A 22002-nucleotide genomic window follows, 5' to 3' on the forward strand; every position below is an offset into this window, starting at 1 on the left:
CCCGCTGAAATCGTGTATTTCTAGGTTAATTGAGTATATAATCCGGGGCAAAGCAAATTTATGCCAAACCGTCGCTTATATGTCTCAAACTTCAGACATTCAATTCAATGGACTCTATGCCCATGAGCTGACGGTTTCCCGATCTGAGCAAGTTCTGCTGGAAGATGCTGAACTTCACCTCGCTCCCTCAACGATTACTTATCTCCATGGCGAAAATGGCGCAGGTAAAACGACCTTGATGCGTTGTTTGGCTGGTTTACTGCCTGCGGATCACGGCGAAGTTTATTGGAATAAGCTACCAATAACTCACCCAGAGTCTAACTATTTTCAAGACCTAATCTTTCTGGCGCATAGCCTGTCCATGAAAAATGAGCTCAGTATTGCTGAAAACTTATCGTTTTATGCGTCGTTGAGAACGAAAGTCTCGTTGAATAAACAGCAGTTACAGCAGCAGATTAGTTCGGTGTTAAATGAATTGGGGATTGGCGGGCTTGAAGACAGAATGTTTGCCGAGTTATCAGCGGGACAGCAGCATAAGGTGGCTTTAGCTCGCTTGATGCTGGAGCCGGCGAAAATCTGGATTCTCGATGAACCATTCGTCAATCTTGACCATAAAACACGAGGCTGGTTGTCGGAAAAAGCATTGGCGTTCAAACAGCAGGGTGGAACGGTATTATTTACCTCACATCATCATATTGAAGAGTTGCCCATCGACCAGAGCGTGGGGGTAGAGCACGAATGATTATGACGCTGCTTCGCCGCGAGCTGAAAGTCGCTCGACGTAACTGGATTGGTTTGGCTATCCCGTTATTGTTCTTTATTATCGTCGTCAGCCTGTTCCCTTTTGCGGTCAGCCCTGATGCTCCGGTGTTGCAACAACTGGCTCCGGGTGTGATTTGGGTGGCAGCGCTATTATCGATGCTGTTGTCTTTAGAGCAGTTTTATCGAAGTGATTATCAAGATGGTGCTTTAGAGCAGTTGCTCTTGATGAGTTCACCGACGATGGTAGCGGCGAGCAAGATTCTGGCTCACTGGTTATTGACCGGTTTACCACTGGTCATTTTATCACCATTGCTTGGAGTCTTGATGCAGATCAACCATGGGGTGGAGCATTCCACGCATACTTGGGTTCTGATGTTGAGTCTGGTACTGGGAACGCCAACCCTGTGTTTGTTGGGTGCGGTAGGGATGAGCTTAACACTGGCTGCTAGCCGTAATGGGTTGCTGGTGTCGATTTTGATTATTCCTTTGTATGTGCCAGTATTGATTTTCGGGGCTTCAACAGTTACAGCATCCTTGGAAAATATGCGTTATAATGGCGAACTCGCCATCTTGGGCGCTTTTTTATTGATAACGTTAGTTTTTGCGCCTTTCGCATCAGGCCGCGCACTCAAAATTTCAGTAGGTTAAGGTTTAATGGCTAAAGCTTGGCGCTGGTTTCACCAGCTGGGTTCTCCAAAATTCTTATTTCAAAAAACAGGTCAATGGCTTCCATGGATATGGGCAGCGACCTTGATTTTGTTAGTCGTGGGTTTGTATTACTCATTGTGGGCTTCACCGATCGAAGTGCGTCAAGGACAAAAGCACTCCGTGCGTATTATGTACATTCATGTGCCGTCTGCGGCATTGTCGATGGTGGCTTATATCGCGATGGCGATAGCGGCTATCGTTGGCTTGGTGTGGAAAATGAAGGTGGCTTTTGCCGTGACCCGCTCGATTGCACCGGTTGGCGCGGCCATGACCTTTTTGGCGCTATTTACCGGCTCCGTATGGGGCAAGCCGACTTGGGGAACTTGGTGGGAGTGGGATGCTCGCATGACCTCTGAGCTTTTGTTGCTATTCTTATACCTAGGTTTTATTGCGCTGCATGCGTCTTTTTCCGATCGCTCCAAAGCGGACAAAGCGAGCTCGATTTTAGCGATTGTCGGCGTTATCAATATTCCAATTATCTATTTTTCCGTAAAGTGGTGGAATACACTGCATCAGGGTTACTCTATTACGGAAAAAGGCGCACTTAACCCTGCATTTCAAACGCCTTTATTTATAATGTTGGCTGCTATGTACTTATTGTTTATTGCGCTAGTTTTGATGCGCCTCCGTGCCGAGATTATCTTACGTAACCAGAAGTCACGCTGGGTTGCCGAGTGGGCACTTGGCACGTCTGCTAAAGGAGATAAGTCATGAGTAGCTGGCATGAATTTATTTTTATGGGGAAACACGGCGCTTACGTGTGGTCGAGTTACTTGGTGACCTTTATTGTGTTACTGGGATTATTTATTGGTTTTAGAATTATGCTGCGTGGATTGAAAAAACAGGTGATTGCTGAAGCAAGCCTGAAGCAGTCTGAAAAGCCCAAAGCTAGGAAGTTGAAAGTTTCAAAAGCTGAACAAGCAAATTAGTGTAGATTACGATGAAAGCTCATAGACGAAATAAATTAATTGCGATTTTGGCCGGCCTGGTTTTACTGGCAGGTGCCGTGGCCCTGGTATTGTTTGCGCTGAGCGAAAACATTAACCATTTTTACCCACCAACTGAGGTGGCGCAAGGGAAGGCGCCGATGGATAGAACTATCCGTGTTGGTGGTTTGGTCTCTTATAACTCGGTTAAACGTGACAATGATGGTTTAAATGTCGAGTTCCAAATTACCGATAATCAGAATACCATGATGATCCAGTACGAAGGCATTTTGCCTGATCTGTTTAAAGAGGGTCAGGGTGTTATTGCCGAAGGTAAACTGGTGACCGCGGACCGTCTGGTCGCGACAAAAGTTCTGGCGAAACATGATGAGAAATACATGCCACCCGAGATTGAGCAGTCACTGGAAAAGTACGGTCACCCGGTCCAGTCGAAGACAACAGATAATTAGGTATATCCCTTGATCCCAGAAGTCGGAAATTTCTTACTAATCATGGCGTTTATTAACGCCATCTTTTTAGGTACCTTGTCTTTCTATGGTGCGCAAACCTCGCACCAGGGGCTCATTCGTTTTACAACACGTGCGGCCGTCAGTATTTTTGTGCTGGTTTTGGCGAGTTTTATCTGTCTCACCATCTCGTTTATTAATAACGATTTCTCGGTGGCTTATGTCGCCAATCATTCGAATTCGCAGCTGCCTGTTTATTACCGGATTTCTGCCGTCTGGGGTGCTCATGAGGGGTCTCTATTACTGTGGGTGTTGATTTTAACGGGCTGGATGGCAGCCGTAGCGATATTCAGCAAATCGTTGCCTAAAGATCTGGTAGCGAGAGTACTGGGTGTGATGGGGCTGGTCGCGGTTGGTTTTATTGCTTTTACCTTATTTACTTCAAATCCTTTTGAGCGGGTTTTGCCGTTTATTCCCATTGATGGTGCTGATCTAAATCCGCTGTTGCAGGATTTTGGACTGATCGTACACCCGCCGATGCTGTATATGGGATATGTCGGTTTTTCAGTTGTGTTTGCTTTTGCTATTGCAGGTTTATTACAGGGTAACCTCGATCACAAATGGGCGCGCTGGAGTCGACCATGGACAACCGTAGCCTGGATTTTTATGTCGCTGGGGATTGCTCTGGGCAGCTGGTGGGCTTATTATGAGCTTGGCTGGGGCGGCTGGTGGTTCTGGGACCCGGTAGAAAATGCATCCTTTATGCCATGGCTTGCGGGAACGGCTTTGATCCACTCATTGGCTGCGACTGAGAAACGCGGCGTGTTTAAATCCTGGACCGTGTTGCTGGCGATTCTAACTTTCTCGCTGAGCCTATTAGGTACTTTCCTGGTGCGCTCAGGAGTTTTAACCTCGGTACATTCCTTTGCTAACGACCCAGTGCGCGGACGTTTTATTTTGATCTTCCTCGGTATTGTGGTGGGTGCTTCGTTACTGGTGTATGCGCTGCAGTCGAGCAAGATTCGATCCAAAACAAACTTTGGACTCTACTCACGCGAAACGGCTCTGTTGTTTAATAATGCCTTACTCGCGGTAGTCACCTTTATGGTGTTGCTGGGAACGTTACATCCGTTGATTCAGGAAGCGTTTACCGGCGGTAAATCGTCGGTGGGCCCTCCGTATTTCAACCTGATGTTTTCAATCTTTATGATTCCAATTTTAATACTGATGCCGATCGGCCAGCAGATTAATTGGAAACAGGAGTCGCTTAAACCTCTATTAACCAAGTTTTGGTTGTGGGCGATTAGTAGTTTCCTACTGGCAATTGCTATCGTAGTTGTGCTGGGTGACTTGCAGCCGATGGCGATTATCGGCACCACTCTGGGTCTGTGGGTATTGGCTGGTTGCGCTAAATACATACTGGGTCAGGCGGGTAAAAATGCTTCTTTGACTGCTGGTATGAAAAAAATCAGTCGCAGTTACTGGGGAATGATAGTGGCCCACTTAGGTGTTGCCGTAACGGTTTTAGGTGTCGTTCTAACATCTTATTTCAGTCTCGAAAAGAATATTAAAATTCGTCAGGGCGAAACGGTACAGGTTGAAGATTTTAAAGTGGAGTTTTATGACTTTAAAAATACTCAGGGACCGAACTATATTTCTTCTGCAGGTAGCTTCCGTATCTACTCCGATAGTGAGGTTTTAACAGAACTACATCCGGAGAAGCGTAAATACAACGCCTCCAGAATGGTCATGACGGAAGCGGATATCGACGCCGGCCTGTTTAGAGATATTTATATGGTCATGGGCGAACCATTGGAAGATGGCGCCTGGGCGGTGAGCGTTTATTATAAACCTTTTGTTCGCTGGATCTGGCTTGGTGCCATCTTTATGGCGCTGGGTGGTGTGTTAGCGATTTCAGATAAACGGTATCGTGAAAAGCGTCGCCTGAAGAAGCAGAACGCAGCTCCGTCGGATGGTTTGGCAAAGGCGGGTTCTGAGGAGGCTGACAATGAATAAAAAAACAGTGACTGCCATCGTTCCCATTGTAGTTTTTATTGTGCTGGTCGTCTTATTCTGGTTTGCACTGGATAATGATCCTAAGAAATTGAATTCCAATTTAATTGATAAGCCGGTGCCTGAATTTCAGTTGCCTGCATTACAGAATCCTGAGCAGGTTTTTACCAAGGCAGACTTACCGGATGAACTGTTTCTGATCAACGTATGGGGTTCATGGTGTGGTCCTTGCCACATTGAGCACCCGTATTTGATGAAATATGCGCAAAAATTTTCAATCCCTATCGTTGGTGTTAATTACAAAGATAAGACCATTGATGGCTTGAAGTTTATTAAGGACAAGGGCAATCCATACCACATGATCATTGCCGATCAGCAAGGTAACTTGGGAATTGATTTAGGTGTTTACGGCGCTCCGGAAACGTTTATCGTCGATAAAATGGGCACTATTCGTTTCCGTTATGTCGGGGTGATAGATGACCGGGTCTGGAATAAAAAGCTACTGCCAATTATGGAACAGGTCAAAGGCTCTGACATTCAGCCAGTTGCAACTCAATAAAGGATAGATGATGAAACAGCTAATTAGTTTTTTAATCATGATTGCCAGCTTTCAAGCGCTGGCTGTCATTGAAACTTACGAGTTTGAGACGGAAGCGCAGGAGCAACTGTACACAGAAATTATTCATGAACTGCGTTGTCCTAAATGTCAGAATCAGACGATTGCTGAGTCAAACGCGGGTTTATCCGAAGACTTACGGTTTATTGTCTACCAGAAGGTGATGGATGGCGAGACTAAGCGTAGCATCCTGAGCTACATGCAAGAGCGTTACGGTGATTTTGTGCTGTACGATCCTCCAGTGAAACCGGCTAATTACTTTTTATGGTTTGCACCTTTAGCGGTATTTTTGATTATTCTGATCATTGTGCTGGCCAAAGTGGGCCGTCGTAAAGTAACACCTGAGGAATAGAATTGATGTTAGTGTGGTTGGCTTTAGCATTATTGGCGCTGGTCTGGGCTGCCTGGTTGTTCAGCGATATTTTTACCGGTAAAAAACGTATTCTGGTTTATTTGTCGATGTTACTGGTGGCTACCGCTCTGTCGCTAGCTGGCTATCAATACCTTGGTGCCTATAAAGAAATAAAAGCGACCGCACAACTGCACGAAGAGTTAAAAGACTTAAACTTAACAGAGCTTGCCGATAAGGCGGATAAGCAGGAAATTACCATTCAGGATTTACTGGCAGAGTTAAGGTTGCGTGCCGAGGCAGAACCAGAAAATTTCGATAAATGGCACGAGATGGGCAATATTTTTCTACGCTTTGGGGAAGTCGCTTTATCGGAGCAGGCATTCACTCGGGCTATCGATATTAAGCCGGAAGCTGCGACCCGGCTCGAGTTTGCACGTTATCTTATTGAAGAAGGGAGTAAAGAAGCTTATGAGTTTGCTGAACGCCATATCAATATGGTCTTGATGCAGCAGCCGAAACATGAAGGTGCCTTGATGTGGCAGGGCGTTAATCATTTCAAACAGGGAGAGTTTGAGCGAGCCATTCCTTACTGGCAAACGTTGTTGAGTCTTAAGGAGCCGGGAAGTAAGTCTGCAGAGTTGTTACAGCAGCAAATTAACTTAGCTAAAAGACAATTAAAACTGGCTCAATTGAACTATGTGGGCGTAGTCGTCGATAATGTTGATGAATTGATTTTGACTCGCTATAGAAAAGCATTTGTTTTAATTCGTAATGAAAATGGCGGTCCCCCAATCGCTGTAAAATCGGTTGAAGTGCCCGCTTTAAACCAACCATTAAAGCTCTCTCCGAATGATGTGATGTTGCCAAGTGCTGACTTATGGCAGTCACAAAATATTTACATCGAAGTCAGATTGTCACAAAGCGGCCTGGCCAAGGCAGAAGCCGGTGACCGTTTTGGTCGAACTCCTGTACTGGACAAGCTGACTCCCAGCGAAACGTTTCACATAGAAATCACACAAACTGTGGAATAGTCTGTTTAGAGCACAATTTACGTGATTTTTGTCGCAAAAAGCACGATATTTGAACTGATTTTTGAAATTTTGTAACAAATTCAGTTATGTTGTGTCTAAGTCTCTGAATAACTTAACTAAACAGTGTAATAGGAGAAAGTCTATGTTAAACAAAGATAAAGCTAAATTAGCCGCTATCGTAAGTGCATCCATCGCCGCTTCTGCAGCAGGTGGCGCAGCCGTTGCCAGTGACAATCCTTTCCAGCTGAACGATCTTCAAGCCGGCTATGAGCTTGCAAAATTTGATGGCCACGGTGAAGGTAAGTGTGGCGAAGGCAAATGCGGTGAAGAAGGTAAAGCCAAAAAAGAAGGCAAGTGCGGTGAAGGCAAGTGCGGCGAAGAAGGCAAAGCCAAAGAAGGTAAGTGCGGCGAAGGCAAATGCGGCGAAGAAGGCAAAGCCAAAGAAGGTAAATGTGGCGAAGGCAAATGCGGCGAAGAAGGCAAAGCCAAAGAAGGTAAATGTGGCGAAGGCAAGTGCGGCGAAGGCAAAGCCGAAAAAGAAGGTAAGTGTGGTGAAGATAAAGCCGAGAAAGAAGGTAAATGCGGCGTAGCTTAATAGAGCACTTCCATTGCAGTAAGGCAGCGGTATATGCTGCTGCCTTACACCTTTCATATCTTCAATAGAAACAGGTGGTCATTGTGTATCCAGTAACTGGCACAGGGTTAGGTCTAAGACGAGACTTTACGGAAGCGTTCGATACGCTTAAACGTTCGAACGTTGACTTTATGGAAGTCGCGCCGGAAAACTGGTTACCATTTGGTGGGCACTTAGAACAGGTTTTTGAGCAATACGCCGAACAGTTCCCTTTTGTTATTCACGGCCTGTCATTATCTATCGGTGGGCCAACGCCTCTCGATACCAATTTCGTCAAAGACGTTGCCAAGTTTATTAAAAGATATGATATCCGTTGCTACAGTGAACACTTAAGTTACTGCAGCGACGACGGTCATATGTATGACTTGATGCCAATCCCGTTTACCGAGGAAGCGGTGCATTATGTTGCTGATAGAATTAAGCAGGTACAGGACATTATCGGCCAGCGATTAGCGATGGAAAATGTTTCTTACTACGCTGCTCCGGGACAGGAAATGTCCGAACTTGAGTTTTTTAAGGCTGTACTGGCAGAAGCGGATTGCGATATGTTATTGGATATCAATAATATCTACGTTAACAGCATCAACCACCGTTATGATCCCGAAGAGTTTCTGTTAGCCTTGCCTAAAGAACGGATTGCTTATGGTCATATTGCCGGCCATTATGATGAAGCAGATGATTTAAAAGTTGATACCCATGGTGATGATGTAAAGCCGGATGTATGGCAGTTGCTTGAAACGGCTTATCAACACTTTGGTGTATTCCCGACGTTACTTGAACGTGATTTTAATATTCCGCCAATGGCTGAGTTATTAAAAGAAGTCGACCAGATTAAAGCACTACAGAATAAATATAATAAAGACTTAAGCAGCGATAGCGCCGCCATCGCTTAAGGGAGAACCTTTATGTCACAACAGCTCCCAAAATTTCAGCAAATTCAGTACGAGTTCTCCAGGAACCTAAGGAATCCGGCACAAAACAAGGCGCCACACAATATTGAAGCCAGGCGCATGAAGGTCTACCAGGAACTCTTTTATAATAATGTCGAAAATTTCTGCCGTAATAGTTTTCCAGTGCTTCACTCCATTACGACTGAAGAGAAGTGGCACCGTATGGTTCGCAGTTTCTTTACAGAACACAGAGCGGAATCTCCGTATTTTATTGATATTTCCAAAGAGTTCCTCAAATATCTAGGCGAATCCAGGCAGCCGGAAGCCGACGACTGGCCGTTTATGCTGGAACTGGCTCATTGGGAGTGGATGGAAATTTACATAGTCTCGGCTAAAGCAAATGTTCTTGAAGTGGCGCATGACCGAAATGGTGATCTGATGAATGAGCCTGTGGTTGTTTCGCCGCTGGCACAAAGCCTGGTTTATGAATACCCGGTACACCGAATCGGCAAAAGTTATTTACCTGAAGAGCCACCGCAACAGCCGACATTTCTGTTAATCAGTCGTAACCGCCAGCATAAAGTTGATTTTATGGAAGGTAACTCAATGACTTACAGGTTATTGGAAGTTTTTATTGAGCATGCAGAAAAGGGACGGCAAGTTACCGGTAAAGAGGCTCTGGAGCAACTTATCGAGGAAACGCAATTTCCAAACCCTGAACGACTGCTGAACGGCGGTCGCCAAATTCTTACCAGTTTGCTGGAACGTGACATCCTTCTAGGAACCGCATAAACACGGCTATCAGAGGTTCAGGTTTCAGGTTACTCTACCTTCGACTCAGTGCTAAAATCGAGCATCGTTACCGTTACAGGTTAGTTGTAACCTGTATGACTTTGTGCATGAACAAGAAACCTGCGCGGCTCGTGATAAAGAGAGTCGAGTGTCTGTATTGCCGGTGTAAAACTGGTCATCAGCTTGTTTGTGCTTTATGATTAGCACCATTAACAATACTAAGGTTATTGAGGATGAAAAGTAACCAACTTATTATGATTTTGTCGGCATTGTTGCTGACGGCTTGCACCACGACAGGTGATAACCCTAAAGACCCTTATGAGGAACAAAACAGGGCGGTATGGGAGTTTAACCGCGGTTTGGATAAAGCTGTATTAAAGCCTGTGACAAAAGGTTATCAGTACGTTACCCCGGATCCCGTTGAAAAAGGTGTTTCCAACTTTTTTGATAACCTGGGTGAAATTACGAATATCGTTAATTCTTTATTTCAGGGCAAGTTTGGCCAGGCCGGGAAAAGTACTGGGCGTTTTCTGATCAACAGTACTATAGGCCTTGCAGGTTTGCTCGATCCGGCGACGGAAATGGGTATTGAGGAAGAGGACGAAGACTTTGGTCAAACTCTGGCAGTTTGGGGCTTTGAGTCAGGCCCATTTTTAATGTTGCCGTTTATTGGGCCTTCGAATGCGAGAGATGGTATTGGCTTTGGAGTCGATGCTTTCGGTATGTACAGTCCTTATGAAGCATTAAATGACAGTCAGACCGAATGGGCCTTACGATCGCTGTGGGTGATTGATACTCGTGCCGAATTGATGCCGTTAGAAGAGCAGCTGGAAGAGGCTCTTGACGAGTACCTGATGGTAAGAGATGCTTATTTACAACGCCGTGAATTTCTCATATATGATGGTCGTCCGCCGATTGAGGACGAGTGTGAGTTCGAAGAAGATTGTGAGGAGTGGTAATACTCCGGGAATAAAGGATGCCAATAGAATTTAACGACACCTTAGTCATTGCAATATCATCAACAGCCTTGTTTGATCTGGCTGAAAGCCATCGGATATATGTTGAAAGTGGTGTTGACAGCTATGCACAATATCAGATTGATCATGAAGATGAGTTGTTAAAACCTGGAGCAGCCTTTGGTCTGGTTAAAAAGCTATTATCACTGAATGAAACGCACAAGGACACGCCTCGAGTGGAAGTCATCCTATTATCTCGTAACAGCGCTGATACTGGCTTGCGAGTGTTCAACTCTATTGAGAGTCACAGCTTACAGATTACCCGAGCAGCTTTTACCTCCGGTAATAGCCCCTATCTTTACGCCGAAGCCTTCGGCGCTCATCTGTTTCTATCGACTAACCCTAAAGATGTGATGCAGGCAATAAATGCTGGTATTGCTGCGGCAACCATTGTTTCGCCGACACAGGCTAATAACGACAGCGATATCATAAAGTTTGCCTTTGATGGTGATGCGGTATTGTTCTCAGACGAGGCGGAGCAAATTTTCCAGCAGGGCGGACTGGAAGAGTTTACTCGCTCTGAGAAAAAGTCTGCTCAAAAACCGCTGGAAGGTGGCCCCTTTAAAACCTTTTTGTCAGCGTTGCACAAATTACAAAAAGAGTTTACTCAGGAAAACTGTCCTATTCGCACCGCGCTTGTTACAGCGCGCTCAGCACCAGCGCACGAGCGTGTGATACGCACCTTACGTTACTGGGATATCCGTATCGATGAAGCTTTATTCCTCGGGGGCATGGATAAAACCAAATTTCTTAAAGCCTTTGGTGCAGATGTCTTCTTCGATGATCAGGAAGGTCATATTGAAAGAGCGAAAGGCCATATCCCCAGTGGCCATGTACCCAATGGGGTGATTAACGAGTAATTTCACTTTTCAAAGTAACGGTTTACTATACAGATTTATGGACAAAAGTTATAGCAGATGCTGCTTCAGAGCCTTAGCTTGTATTTTCTGAGGTATATTAGTAGAGTTTGGTCGTTCTAAAATAACATTTTAAATAAAAATTGATAAATATAGGGACATGATAATGAAAAAACTATTTTTTCTTGCGTGTGCGTTACTCCTACCTAAAACAGGTTTTTCAGTAGAAGGAACTCTAATTGATACAGAGTCTCGTTATGGTCTAGGTCCTTTCTTTGATGTGGCTTACTATGGCAATACAGCGTATGCCGTAGACGGCAATGACTCACTTATTGTTCTGGACGTTACGGATAGCTCCGCAATTAGCTTGACCGACACAGTCGATTTGGGTTGTAGTTCTTCTGATTTGGACATAGATGGAACAACCTTGGTAGTAAGGTGCCCTTTTAAACTAAAATTTTTCGATGTTACTGATAGTTCTGCTCCAGTACCTGCAGGTACGTATGATTCCTCAGGCTATGCAGTTAACAGTGTAAAGTTATCAGGCGACCGTCTGTATATGGTTGGTGGTAATAGCGATCTTGCTATTTTTGATACGAGTGACTTATCAAGTATACAAGAAATTAATACACAAACTTTCGGTTCCCTCGGTAATGTATCTAAACTTAAAAAAGCGGGTGATTATCTGTATGTTTCTAGCGACTTTCAAAAGGTAAGGGCTTTTGACATAACTGATGAAAATCTGGTCAAAGAGTTTACTCTGGCTGAAACTGTTGGAACTACTTTCTATGATGCTTCAATTGTAGCTGACACACTGTACATCGGTGCGGGAAATGGTTTACATATATATGATATTTCTGATGTGGCTAATCCGGTTTTCGTGACAAATGTAAACTCAGGTTCTAGTTTTGAAAGTATTGATACTCTAAAGACTCTTCATGTTATTGGAAACAAGCTTTTTGCAGGCAAATATAACGGCTGGATTTTTCAGTTTAATATAAGCTCTGCTAATTCTGCTACTTTTGAAGAGGACACTAAAGCTGGGACCCATGAAGTATATGGGTTTGCTAATAGTGAAAATATTTTAATGGTGGCTTATGGTATTGATGGATTAAGAACCTTAGATATTTCAGCTGAAGCTTTACCCTTTATGGATTCCCTGGGTAGTTATCGTGAGTCAATTATTCCTGTGGATTTAAGCTTGAGTAATCAGCGGTTGCTTGTCTCTGATGAAACTGGGTTATTTCATATTCTAGACATTAACAAGGACTTATCTTTTACAGAAAAGAGCCGTATGCCAACTATAGTTGGTATTAATACACAAGCTGGTGAAATTAACGGAAATATTGGCTGGTTGGGCGTTGAAAAACAGCTAGAAACCAGGGATTTCACTACATTGAATCCTAGCTCGCTATTAGATAGTCAAACGGCTAGCTCTACAGGATTTGTTACTTTCTTAAAAGAACTTGGCAACATGCTTTATCTAGGTACAAATAATGGAGTAATTGCCTTATATGACGTAAGTAGTGATGTACCGTCACTAGTCTCAACGGTTACTCTGCCGCTGGCGGAATCGGGAGCTAGACAGTATATAACGGAAATAACTCCATACGGAGACTTTGTGCTCGCGTCTAGTCTTGATTCTGAGCTTTTAGCCGTAGACTTTTCAGATACTGAAAACCCATCAGTGGTTTCTGTGCCGAAATTTTCTGATACAGTTAATGCGCAGTTATTTGTGACAGGTGATATGCTGTTATCTGTTAGTAATTCTGGTGCTGTATTAATCGATATATCTGTTCTTTCGAGCGCAAATTATATCAGAGAGATACCTGAGCTTGGTTTGATAACAGCTGCGACTAACATCGATTCATCAACAGTTTTGCTTAGTTCTAACAATGGATTGCTTGCAGTAGATATTTCAGACTCAGAAGATATAAGAGTTATAAGTCAAATTGAAGGAGCTTCATCTTTCTCTAACCTGACATACGATGGCTCTAAAGTTGTTGGTTCAGTTATTTACGAAAACGAGCTTCATTTATATGAGTATAATTTATACCCAAAAGCTTCTGATTCAAGTTTTACTCTTGATGAAGACTCTGTGCTTAGTGATATCCTTGTTGGAAGTGATCCCGAGGGGGATGAGCTGACTTTTGCTCTGGTAACTGAGACTGAAAATGGCTCTGTAAGTATTAACGCTAGCGGACAGTTCACTTATGAACCTGTATTGAACTTTAATGGTCAGGATTCATTTACTTACTCAGTTGAAGATACTCATGGTGGAAGAGCAGAAGCGACTGTGGTTTTAACAGCAAACGCAATAAATGATACACCAACCGCAAACGATATGTCTGTTTCCACTAAGACTGAAACGTCGGTATCGGGTTCATTTGATGCTTCCGATGTAGATAATGATGAACTGTCTTACCAGTATACTAACCCTTCTAACGGTAGTTTGAATGTTTCAGGTTCAGAGTTTACTTATACACCTGATTCTGACTTTAGCGGTGAGGATAGTTTTGATTACACGGTAACAGACCCTAGTGGTGCTTCGGCAACTGCGACGGTAAGTATAAGTGTTACTAATAATGCTCCTACGGCAAATAATGTTAGTTTAACGACTAAGGTGGATTCTTCAGTTTCAGGAACTTTCAATGCAACAGATCCTGATGGAGATGAGCTAGCAGTAGAATACACGAGCCCTTCAAGTGGTACTCTGAATGTATCAGGAACAAGTTTTACATACACACCTGACTCTGGCTTTAGTGGTAAAGACACTTTCCAATATACAGTTACTGACCCATACGGAGAGTCAGCTACGGCAACTGTAAACATTAGTGTTAACCAAGAATCCTCCGGGGGCGGTGGTTCAAGTGATTGGTTGTTACTATTAATACTTGGATTTGGTTTCGTTGCTGGGCGGCGAGTTAGATAGTCACCATTAAATCAAAGGCCACAGATTTGTGGCCCTTTTTATTCTAATTACCTGACAAAAGTTATTTAGGTAGCAGTATTACTGCCTTGTTATGTTTGTTTGGCTATATTAAGCTTTGCTCACTGTCTCTAAATCGGCTATGTATATGAAGGTTTGCAAAATTGCTTTTATATTTTTCGCGCTTATAAACTTTGGTGTCATATCAGCGCAAACTCTTGACGCACCACAACGCTCGGAGGGGGAGGGACCTTATGAACGCTTAATTTTACGCGGCGGTACTGTGATTGATGGTAAAGGTGCGCCGCCTTATGGTCCGGTCGATATCGTTATTGAAAATAATAAGATCGTGTCGGTTCAATCTGTTGGTGCCCCTGGCGTTCCTGTTAATGAGTCGCGTCGTCCTAAGGCTCAGGAAGGCGATAAAGAAATTGATATTACTGGGCACTATGTGTTGCCAGGCTTTGTGGATATGCATGGCCATATCGCAGGCAGCGTCGATGATTTACCGGCGGAATATCCGTTTAAGTTATGGCTGGGGCATGGTATTACCACGGTTCGAGAGCCCGGCAGTTTTAATGGCTTAGACTGGACATTGAAGCATCAGGAGTTAAGTAAAGAGAATGAGATTACCGCTCCTCGTATAGTGCCATACGTTGGTTTTAACATGGGCTGGGATAAGGAAATTACCACACCGAAAGAAACCCGTCGCTGGGTGCGCCATGTTGCTGATAAAGGTGCTAAAGGGATCAAGTTTTTTGGCTTACCACGTCCGATGATGGAAGCCGCATTAGATGAAGCACAGAAGCAGGGCCTGGGGACTATGATGCACCACGCTCAGCTCAATGTGGTTGGGACCAATGCCCTGGATTCGGCTCGTTTAGGTTTGACTTCGATGGAACATTGGTACGGTTTACCGGAAGCGCTGTTTGAAGACAAGGTCATACAGGATTATCCATTAGAGTATAACTACAATAACGAATCACACCGCTTTAGCGAAGCCGGTCGATTGTGGCAGCAGGCTGCTAAAAAAGGCTCCAATAAGTGGAATGCGGTTCGTGATGAATTAATCGAGCTGGATTTCACCATCGATCCAACGCTAACCATTTACGAAGCGAGCAGGGATGTTATGCGTGCCCGTAATGCTCCGTGGCATGAAGACTATACGCATCCGAAGCTTAAAGCTTTCTTTGAACCAAACCGTGAATCGCATGGTTCTTACTTTTTTGACTGGACTACCCAGAACGAAATCGACTGGAAGAATAATTACAAGATCTGGATGAGCTTTTTAAATGATTATAAAAACCATGGTGGTCGTGTAACTACTGGTTCAGATACCGGTTACATCTATAAGATCTTTGGCTTTGGTTTAATTCGTGAATTTGAGTTATTACAGGAAGCAGGCTTTCACCCGTTGGAAGTGATCCAGTCAGCGACGATTAAAGGTGCCGAGGCACTCGGTATGGATGACCAAATTGGTACTATTCAAGCCGGTAAGCTGGCGGACTTAGTCATTGTGGAAGAGAATCCTATTGCCAACTTTAAAGTCTTGTACGGCACAGGCCATTACCGTTTAGGTTTGGATAACGTCGCCGAAAACGTTGGCGGGGTAAAGTACACCATTAAAGATGGCATTATTTTCGATGCACGTCAGCTGCGTGAAGACGTTAAAAAGCTAGTTCAAGAAGCAAAGGACGCTAATTAAGCAAGTTCTGCAAGGCTTCATCAAGAGTTGGATACTCGAAGGTGAAGCCGCTCTCCTGCAGTTTTTTTGGTAACACTCGCTGCCCTGTCAACAGAATATTCGCCATTTCACCAACCAGTAGTTTAAGTGCAAAACCCGGCACTACGGCAAAAGTAGGGCGTCTCAGGACTTTACCCAGCGTTTTTGTGAGCTTCTGATTAGTCACTGGCTCTGGAGCTGTAAGGTTAAAGGCGCCTTTCAAATCTGGATGTTTGATAAGGTACATAACGGCACGTACATGATCATCAATATGTATCCATGAAAAATACTGATTACCCGGGCCAAGCTTCCCTCCGAGGCCAAATTTAAACGGTGGCAGCATCTGCTGTAGCGCACCCTCTGGGCCTAAAACAACGCCTGTTCGGATACAGCAAACTCGTAAGCCTAAATTCTCGGCTCTATAAGCCGCGTCTTCCCACCGTGTACACAACCTGACCTGAAATTCAGAGGTGTTGCCTGACGTTGAGTCTTCAGTCAGTTCTTCATTACCGCGTGCGCCGTAAAAGCCAATGGCAGAGCCGTTAATCAAGGTGTCAGGTTTGCGGTCTAGTCCCTCCATCCATTCCAGTAAGTTTTCGGTGGTATTGATACGACTATCGACGATGGTTTGCTTATAGCTATCCGACCAACGCTTCGCTCCCAGGTTGGCACCGGCTAAATTGATGACCACATCAATGTCCTCAACGCCTTGCAGGGATTCAACTAATTTAACGTTTTTTAAAACCGGGTAAGCCTGATACTTCTCTGTTGAGCGAGTGAGTACCGTGACATCATAGCCTTCGATTTGTAATAGCGGTATAAGGTTGCGGCCGATAAAGCCTGTTCCACCGGTTATTAGTACTTGTGACATAACCACCCCCTGTATATGTCCTTATCTAATCAATATAACAGAAATGGTGTGGATAAAAAGTAAACAATGTCGATTTCTTAAGAGGTGATAAGGCGGACAGCTAGATGCCCGCCAGTAGAGGTATTAACACTCAATAATATGCACGGCGAGGCCACCGCGTGCGGTTTCTTTATATTTATCACGCATATCTTTACCAGTGGCCCACATGGTTTTGATCACTTTATCGAGAGAGACTTTATGCTGACCGTCGCCACGCATCGCCAGGCGAGAGGCATTAATGGCTTTAATGGCGCCCATGGCGTTCCGCTCAATACAAGGGACCTGCACTAAGCCGCCCACTGGGTCACAGGTTAAGCCCAGGTTATGCTCCATACCAATCTCCGCGGCATTTTCAACTTGCAGTGGAGAGCCGCCCAGAACCTCGGTTAAGGCACCGGCCGCCATCGAGCAGGCCGTTCCGACTTCGCCCTGACACCCAACTTCTGCACCTGAAATCGAAGCGTTTAATTTATAGAGAACACCAATCGCACCCGCGGTTAATAAGAAACGTACCACGGCTTTTTCATCGGCATTTTTGTGGAAGCGCATGTAGTAATAGAGGACCGCAGGAATAATACCGGCAGCGCCATTGGTCGGGGCGGTTACCACTCGTCCTCCAGCGGCATTTTCTTCGTTTACAGCGAGTGCATACAAGTCAACCCAGTCCATGGTGGATAAGGTATCGGAAGTATCACTTTCAGACTTTAGTTTACGATAAATACCGGGAGCACGACGCTTTACCTTTAAACCACCCGGTAGAATACCTTCACGGTTACAGCCACGCTTGATGCATTCTTCCATGGTGCGCCAGATGTCCAGTAGCTTTGCGCGGACTTCTTCTTCACTGCGCCATGACTTTTCGTTTTCCATCATTAAGGTGGAAATGCAGATCCCTTCTTCTTCACAGGTATCGATCAGCTCTTTGGCAGTACTGAACGGGTATTTTACTTTGGTATCATCTTCAATAATTGGCGAGTCAGCATCAACGTCATCATTAACGACGAAGCCGCCACCGACCGAGTAAAAAGTCCGCTGCGCGATTTCTTTACCTTGCTCATCGAAAGCGTAAAAGATCATACCGTTGGCGTGTTTCGGTAACGATTCTTTCTTATATAAAGTTAGATCGTTTTCTTCATCAAAACTAATGACTTTTTTGCCATTCAGATCGATCTTGCCTTCACCGCGTATAAACTCTAACCGCTCGGGAATAATATCCGGATCAATCTCTTCTGGAAGATGACCTTCCAGACCTAATAATACGGCTTTATCTGAACCGTGACCTTTACCGGTAGCTCCAAGAGAACCGTACAGTTCACTGACAACACGATGCGTTGAGTCTAATAACTCTTTCTCTGTTAAAAACTCGATAAAGCGATGTGCCGCACGCATCGGTCCAACCGTATGTGAGCTGGATGGTCCAATACCAATGCTGAACATATCAAAAACGCTAACTGCCAAAGTAATAACCTCGTTAAAAATCTATCCCTTCATTGTACTGGTTAAGAGGTGCAGTGGCTATGAAAGTCGTGGGCATGGCCGGGCTAATCCGACCAGTTTGTTATAACTTTTCTATATAAGCGGAATGGTTTATTAACTGGGAGAACTTTACGATGATACTGGCGGTGGCTCCCCAGATATTCCACCCCTCGTAAGGTATTGAATAAATGGAGTAATTTCTGCCGCCAAACTCACGGTAGGAGTGGATTTGGTTATCGGGATCACAGACAAAATCGAGCGGCGCCTCAAACGCATCGGAAACTTCATCCTCGCTTAAAGCAAGCTCCATATCGTGCGGTATAACACCGACTACAGGTTGGATGAGAAAACCGGTGGTTGTGGGCTGAAGAGGGAGTTTACCCAGGACGTCAATATGCTGCTGTAAAATCCCGACTTCTTCTTCGGTTTCGCGCAGCGCCGTATGGATTAAATCATCATCGGTATCATCCATGCTACCACCAGGGAAACTGATTTGACCGGCGTGGTGACGCAGGTGATCCGCTCTCTGTGTCAGTAACAAATGCAAACCATTGTCGCGCTCCACCAGAGGGACTAAAACGGCGCTGGGCCGGAGCTTTGCGACTCGCGGCGTAATCTCATCGGATGCATCTAATGCGTCTTGTATTTGTTGTAGCGTGATCATCTTAATCTTTCAGTACCGGCAATATTTTGCTGAGTTTGTGTAAGGTTTCTTCGTACTCGTTCTCGGCTTCAGAGTCGGCGACTAAACCGCCACCGCCCCATGCGTGTATTTTTTGGTTATCGGTAACTAAGGTGCGGATCGCAATATTCGAGTCCAGATAACCTCTATAGTCATAATACAACATCGAGCCACAATAGATACTGCGTCGATGCGGTTCCAGCTCTTCGATAATTTCCATCGCTCGAACTTTCGGCGCGCCGGTGATAGAGCCTCCCGGGAAGCAGTGTTTAAGCAGTTGGAAAGTGTCGCTGCTAGAAGCGAGGTCGGCTTCGATAGTGCTTACCAGATGATGCACTGAAATAAAGGATTGCAGCTCGAATAATTTCGTGACTTCGACCGAGCCAATAGCAGCATTACGACCAATATCGTTACGCAGTAGATCGACAATCATCAGGTTCTCAGCGCGATCTTTTTTGCTGCTAACCAGTTCATCTGCCAGACGTTGATCTTCGGCAGCATCTGGACTTCTTGGTCGCGTACCTTTGATGGGTTGTGTTACCACATGATGCTTTTTGCTTTTGCCATGGCCCTGTGGGAATACCTGAATAAAACGCTCAGGAGAAAGCGATAGTATCTGCTGCTCTTCAAGATTCATATACGAAGAGAAGGGCGCCTGATTATGCTCCGTTAATTTGAGGTAAGCATTCCATGGATGACCTTTAAATTCTGCCGAAAAGCGTTGCGCTAAATTGACCTGATAGCAGTCACCAGCATGAATATAGTCATGCACTTTATTAAAGCGCTCAATGTACCCATCCTTGTTCATATTGCTTTGCCAATCTGAGTTCAAGCTAAACGGTTGTCGCTCTCGTTGGTAACCGTTTTCGTACAGGTTTTTGAACTCACAGACAATGTCTTTCCAGTAGTTGTTGCAGTAATCGGAAAACTTCACCAGAAAACTTTTGTGATTAACGTGATCGCTGATATAGGCCCACTCATATAAACCAAAAGCAAGCTCAGGCAGTTTGATATCATGCTCAGCGATGACAGGTAAGTCTTCGACATAACGACCAGCATCATAACTGCAATAACCGGCAATCCCCCCATGAAAAGGAAGTTGCTGTAATTCTGCCGGTAAGCTTAAAGCATTTTTTAAACCCGCTTGATAAAATCGCTCTAAATCCTCAAACGGTTGATGCTCGATTCCATCAAGCTCAATCCCCGTAATATTAGTTTTACCTTCTTTAAAGCAGAAGGTTGCTTTGGGGCGTGACAGGATTATGTCGAACTGAGCAGCCTGATGAATGGTTTTGCCGCTATCAAATAATAATGCCCAGGGCTCGTCAGCAAAGTAGCCAAAAAGGGTCCTGACTTCAGATGGCTCGCGGTAGGGTAGTTCAATAAAATTTTGCTCTGACTGGTCTTTTTTCATGCAATTTGATTAAAAAGTAGTCTAAATATGGTGCTGTATCATCTAATCCCCGGCAAAATTTGGGAAACGCCTGATCCAGCCTGTATAATGATGCACCGATTTTAGAGGTTTATGTGTGGCTTGTATAGCGAAGCCGAATGTTAAGTACATTCATAGACATAAACCTGAAAAGCCATAATTCGGAGAGACCTCAATGGGCATGATTAAAGCCGAAGATTTTATCGAAAGCGTCGCCGATGCTTTCCAGTACATTTCTTATTATCACCCGAAAGATTTTATCCAAGCTTTGTCAGCAGCTTACGAGAAAGAAGAAAGCCCTGCTGCAAAGGACGCCATGAAGCAAATCCTGGTTAATTCACGTATGTCTGCCATGGGCCATCGACCTGTGTGTCAGGATACGGGGATTGCCTGTGCTTTTGTCAAAGTGGGAATGGATGCACGATTTGAAGGCGGTATGACAGTTCAGGAAATGGTCGATGAAGGTGTTCGTCGCGCCTATACCAATCCAGATAACCCATTGCGTGCATCGGTATTGATGGATCCTGCGGGTAAGCGTCTTAACTCAAAAGATAATACGCCAGCGGTGGTTCATGTCGAGATGGTTAAGGGCGATAAAGTCGAAGTGACCTGTGCTGCGAAGGGTGGTGGCTCTGAGAATAAATCCAAATTCGTCATGTTGAATCCGAGCGACTCAATCGTTGACTGGGTTGTCGAAACAGTACCGAAAATGGGGGCGGGCTGGTGTCCACCGGGCATGTTAGGTATCGGTGTTGGCGGCACGGCTGAAAAAGCGATGGTACTGGCTAAAGAATCTTTGATGGATCCGATTAACATGCAGGATCTGTTGAAAAAAGGTCCGGATAATAAAGTCGAAGAACTTCGACTGGAAATCTATGAGGCTGTTAATAAGTTAGGAATTGGTGCTCAGGGTCTGGGCGGTGTGACCACCGTTCTTGATGTCAAAATCAAAGACTGGCCAACACACGCCGCGTCAAAACCAGTGGCGATGATCCCGAACTGTGCCGCAACGCGTCACATACACTTCACATTAGACGGTACTGGCCCTGCTATGCTAGCCCCACCGTCTATCGAAGATTGGCCGGATATGGAGTACGAAGCATCAGCCGATGCGAAGCGTGTCGACATGAATAATGTGACACCTGAAGAAGTCGCGAGCTGGAAGCCGGGTGATGTGTTATTGCTGAATGGCAAAATCTTAACAGGCCGAGATGCTGCGCATAAGAAGATTAAAGATTTACTGGATTCTGGTGAAGGTTTGCCGGAAGGTCTGGATTTCAAAAATCGTTTCATTTACTACGTTGGCCCAGTTGATGCAGTGCGTGATGAAGCTGTGGGTCCAGCCGGTCCGACAACTGCAACGCGCATGGATAAATTTACAGAAATGATGCTCGATAAAACCGGTCTGCTTGGCATGATTGGTAAAGCAGAGCGTGGCGACGAAGCGATTGAAGCGATTAAGAAGCACCAGTCTGTGTACTTGATGGCGACCGGTGGCGCAGCTTACCTGGTGTCTAAAGCCATTAAAAGCTCACGTGTTGTAGCATTCCCAGAACTGGGTATGGAAGCGGTATATGAGTTTGACGTAGAAGATATGCCAGTGACTGTGGCAGTGGATTCCGGCGGTGAAAGTGTTCATAAGACTGGGCCTAAAGTCTGGAAAGTGAAACTGGCAAGCTAAATTTAGCTATTGCGCTTGGAATTGCTTTGTTAAAAGTTAACTCAAAATGCTCATTTACTATAGTAAACTCCGCGTTTTTCGATAACTTTTGCCTCGCACTTCCGG

Annotated in this window: 21 protein-coding genes; 17 read left to right on the forward strand and 4 right to left on the reverse strand. The window is 44.8% G+C overall.

The annotated features are described in order from the left end of the window. The first annotated feature begins 79 nt into the window (after positions 1 to 79). From ccmA to H7708_RS09475, 16 genes are all read left to right on the forward strand, one after another. Positions 80 to 742: a heme ABC exporter ATP-binding protein CcmA gene (gene ccmA / locus H7708_RS09400; RefSeq protein ID WP_223670469.1), complete on the forward strand. Its 663-nt coding sequence runs from the start codon at positions 80 to 82 to the stop codon at positions 740 to 742. Next, a complete protein-coding gene (gene ccmB, locus H7708_RS09405) occupies positions 739 to 1410 on the forward strand; it encodes a heme exporter protein CcmB (RefSeq protein ID WP_223670475.1) in 672 nt (223 codons plus the stop codon). The genes ccmA and ccmB overlap by 4 nt, the downstream gene beginning before the upstream one ends. A 6-nt stretch (positions 1411 to 1416) precedes the next feature. After that, a complete protein-coding gene (ccmC, locus tag H7708_RS09410; protein WP_223670477.1) occupies positions 1417 to 2184 on the forward strand; it encodes a heme ABC transporter permease CcmC in 768 nt (255 codons plus the stop codon). Then, positions 2181 to 2399, forward strand: a complete 219-nt coding sequence (ccmD, locus tag H7708_RS09415; protein ID WP_223670478.1) for a heme exporter protein CcmD — start codon at positions 2181 to 2183, stop codon at positions 2397 to 2399. The genes ccmC and ccmD overlap by 4 nt, the downstream gene beginning before the upstream one ends. Before the next feature lie 11 nt (positions 2400 to 2410). Further along, complete coding sequence (ccmE, locus tag H7708_RS09420; RefSeq protein WP_223670480.1) at positions 2411 to 2866, forward strand: cytochrome c maturation protein CcmE; 456 nt, start codon at positions 2411 to 2413, stop codon at positions 2864 to 2866. Between the two features lie 9 nt (positions 2867 to 2875). Continuing rightward, entirely contained in the window at positions 2876 to 4879 is a 2004-nt protein-coding gene (locus H7708_RS09425; RefSeq protein WP_223670481.1) for a heme lyase CcmF/NrfE family subunit, read from the forward strand. Continuing rightward, the gene (locus H7708_RS09430) at positions 4872 to 5435 is read left to right on the forward strand and encodes a DsbE family thiol:disulfide interchange protein (RefSeq protein ID WP_223670482.1); all 564 of its coding nucleotides are present in this window, start codon (positions 4872 to 4874) and stop codon (positions 5433 to 5435) included. The genes H7708_RS09425 and H7708_RS09430 overlap by 8 nt, the downstream gene beginning before the upstream one ends. Positions 5436 to 5445: 10 nt before the next feature. Next, positions 5446 to 5844 carry a cytochrome c-type biogenesis protein gene (locus tag H7708_RS09435; protein WP_223670483.1) on the forward strand — a complete coding sequence of 133 codons (399 nt, stop codon included), beginning with the start codon at positions 5446 to 5448 and terminating at the stop codon, positions 5842 to 5844. Between the two features lie 5 nt (positions 5845 to 5849). Further along, positions 5850 to 6875 (forward strand): tetratricopeptide repeat protein, encoded by a 1026-nt coding sequence (locus H7708_RS09440; protein ID WP_223670485.1) that lies wholly within the window; start codon positions 5850 to 5852, stop codon positions 6873 to 6875. A gap of 142 nt (positions 6876 to 7017) precedes the next feature. Further along, complete coding sequence (locus H7708_RS09445) at positions 7018 to 7470, forward strand: HvfA family oxazolone/thioamide-modified RiPP metallophore (RefSeq protein WP_223670487.1); 453 nt, start codon at positions 7018 to 7020, stop codon at positions 7468 to 7470. Positions 7471 to 7553: 83 nt separating this feature from the next. Then, positions 7554 to 8402, forward strand: a complete 849-nt coding sequence (locus tag H7708_RS09450; protein WP_328798974.1) for an HvfB family MNIO-type RiPP peptide maturase — start codon at positions 7554 to 7556, stop codon at positions 8400 to 8402. A 12-nt stretch (positions 8403 to 8414) separates the two neighbouring features. Then, entirely contained in the window at positions 8415 to 9191 is a 777-nt protein-coding gene (locus H7708_RS09455; RefSeq protein ID WP_223670491.1) for an HvfC family RiPP maturation protein, read from the forward strand. A gap of 233 nt (positions 9192 to 9424) precedes the next feature. Next, positions 9425 to 10150 (forward strand): MlaA family lipoprotein, encoded by a 726-nt coding sequence (locus H7708_RS09460; RefSeq protein WP_223670493.1) that lies wholly within the window; start codon positions 9425 to 9427, stop codon positions 10148 to 10150. A 17-nt stretch (positions 10151 to 10167) separates the two neighbouring features. Beyond that, positions 10168 to 11067, forward strand: a complete 900-nt coding sequence (locus H7708_RS09465) for a 5'-nucleotidase (protein ID WP_223670494.1) — start codon at positions 10168 to 10170, stop codon at positions 11065 to 11067. A gap of 163 nt (positions 11068 to 11230) precedes the next feature. Then, positions 11231 to 13996: an Ig-like domain-containing protein gene (locus tag H7708_RS09470; RefSeq protein ID WP_223670496.1), complete on the forward strand. Its 2766-nt coding sequence runs from the start codon at positions 11231 to 11233 to the stop codon at positions 13994 to 13996. A gap of 145 nt (positions 13997 to 14141) precedes the next feature. Then, on the forward strand, positions 14142 to 15698 hold the full coding sequence (locus H7708_RS09475; protein ID WP_223670498.1) for an amidohydrolase family protein: 1557 nt from the start codon (positions 14142 to 14144) through the stop codon (positions 15696 to 15698). Here the strand turns inward: H7708_RS09475 and H7708_RS09480 are convergent. The 4 genes from H7708_RS09480 to pabB all read right to left on the reverse strand — a co-directional run bounded on the left by H7708_RS09480 (position 15691) and on the right by pabB (position 20198). After that, positions 15691 to 16587, reverse strand: a complete 897-nt coding sequence (locus H7708_RS09480; protein ID WP_223670500.1) for a TIGR01777 family oxidoreductase — start codon at positions 16585 to 16587, stop codon at positions 15691 to 15693. The genes H7708_RS09475 and H7708_RS09480 overlap by 8 nt on opposite strands. Positions 16588 to 16710: 123 nt before the next feature. After that, the gene (locus H7708_RS09485) at positions 16711 to 18084 is read right to left on the reverse strand and encodes an L-serine ammonia-lyase (RefSeq protein ID WP_268884897.1); all 1374 of its coding nucleotides are present in this window, start codon (positions 18082 to 18084) and stop codon (positions 16711 to 16713) included. Positions 18085 to 18184: 100 nt separating this feature from the next. Beyond that, positions 18185 to 18766 carry a CoA pyrophosphatase gene (locus H7708_RS09490; protein ID WP_223670502.1) on the reverse strand — a complete coding sequence of 194 codons (582 nt, stop codon included), beginning with the start codon at positions 18764 to 18766 and terminating at the stop codon, positions 18185 to 18187. A 1-nt stretch (position 18767) separates the two neighbouring features. Further along, positions 18768 to 20198, reverse strand: a complete 1431-nt coding sequence (pabB, locus tag H7708_RS09495) for an aminodeoxychorismate synthase component I (protein WP_223670504.1) — start codon at positions 20196 to 20198, stop codon at positions 18768 to 18770. Between the two features lie 193 nt (positions 20199 to 20391). On the opposite strand from pabB, the gene H7708_RS09500 reads away from it, so the two are divergent. Next, positions 20392 to 21897, forward strand: coding sequence for a fumarate hydratase (locus tag H7708_RS09500; protein WP_223670506.1), 1506 nt, complete (start codon positions 20392 to 20394; stop codon positions 21895 to 21897). Positions 21898 to 22002 lie beyond the last annotated feature (105 nt).

Source organism: Kangiella shandongensis (assembly GCF_020005365.1).
Classification (GTDB): Bacteria; Pseudomonadota; Gammaproteobacteria; order Enterobacterales; family Kangiellaceae; genus Kangiella; species Kangiella shandongensis.

Excerpts from the sequence above, each read along its gene's own strand:
- H7708_RS09430 (WP_223670482.1), top strand. The coding sequence starts at position 4,872 with ATGAATAAAAAAACAGTGACTGCCATCGTTCCCATTGTAGTTTTTATT.
- H7708_RS09455 (WP_223670491.1), top strand. The coding sequence starts at position 8,415 with ATGTCACAACAGCTCCCAAAATTTCAGCAAATTCAGTACGAGTTCTCC.
- ccmC (WP_223670477.1), top strand. The coding sequence starts at position 1,417 with ATGGCTAAAGCTTGGCGCTGGTTTCACCAGCTGGGTTCTCCAAAATTC.
- ccmB (WP_223670475.1), top strand. The coding sequence starts at position 739 with ATGATTATGACGCTGCTTCGCCGCGAGCTGAAAGTCGCTCGACGTAAC.
- H7708_RS09475 (WP_223670498.1), top strand. The coding sequence starts at position 14,142 with ATGAAGGTTTGCAAAATTGCTTTTATATTTTTCGCGCTTATAAACTTT.
- H7708_RS09445 (WP_223670487.1), top strand. The coding sequence starts at position 7,018 with ATGTTAAACAAAGATAAAGCTAAATTAGCCGCTATCGTAAGTGCATCC.
- H7708_RS09470 (WP_223670496.1), top strand. The coding sequence starts at position 11,231 with ATGAAAAAACTATTTTTTCTTGCGTGTGCGTTACTCCTACCTAAAACA.
- H7708_RS09465 (WP_223670494.1), top strand. The coding sequence starts at position 10,168 with ATGCCAATAGAATTTAACGACACCTTAGTCATTGCAATATCATCAACA.
- H7708_RS09490 (WP_223670502.1), bottom strand. The coding sequence starts at position 18,766 with ATGATCACGCTACAACAAATACAAGACGCATTAGATGCATCCGATGAG.
- ccmD (WP_223670478.1), top strand. The coding sequence starts at position 2,181 with ATGAGTAGCTGGCATGAATTTATTTTTATGGGGAAACACGGCGCTTAC.
- ccmA (WP_223670469.1), top strand. The coding sequence starts at position 80 with ATGTCTCAAACTTCAGACATTCAATTCAATGGACTCTATGCCCATGAG.
- H7708_RS09480 (WP_223670500.1), bottom strand. The coding sequence starts at position 16,587 with ATGTCACAAGTACTAATAACCGGTGGAACAGGCTTTATCGGCCGCAAC.
- H7708_RS09460 (WP_223670493.1), top strand. The coding sequence starts at position 9,425 with ATGAAAAGTAACCAACTTATTATGATTTTGTCGGCATTGTTGCTGACG.
- H7708_RS09500 (WP_223670506.1), top strand. The coding sequence starts at position 20,392 with ATGGGCATGATTAAAGCCGAAGATTTTATCGAAAGCGTCGCCGATGCT.
- ccmE (WP_223670480.1), top strand. The coding sequence starts at position 2,411 with ATGAAAGCTCATAGACGAAATAAATTAATTGCGATTTTGGCCGGCCTG.
- H7708_RS09435 (WP_223670483.1), top strand. The coding sequence starts at position 5,446 with ATGAAACAGCTAATTAGTTTTTTAATCATGATTGCCAGCTTTCAAGCG.
- pabB (WP_223670504.1), bottom strand. The coding sequence starts at position 20,198 with ATGAAAAAAGACCAGTCAGAGCAAAATTTTATTGAACTACCCTACCGC.
- H7708_RS09440 (WP_223670485.1), top strand. The coding sequence starts at position 5,850 with ATGTTAGTGTGGTTGGCTTTAGCATTATTGGCGCTGGTCTGGGCTGCC.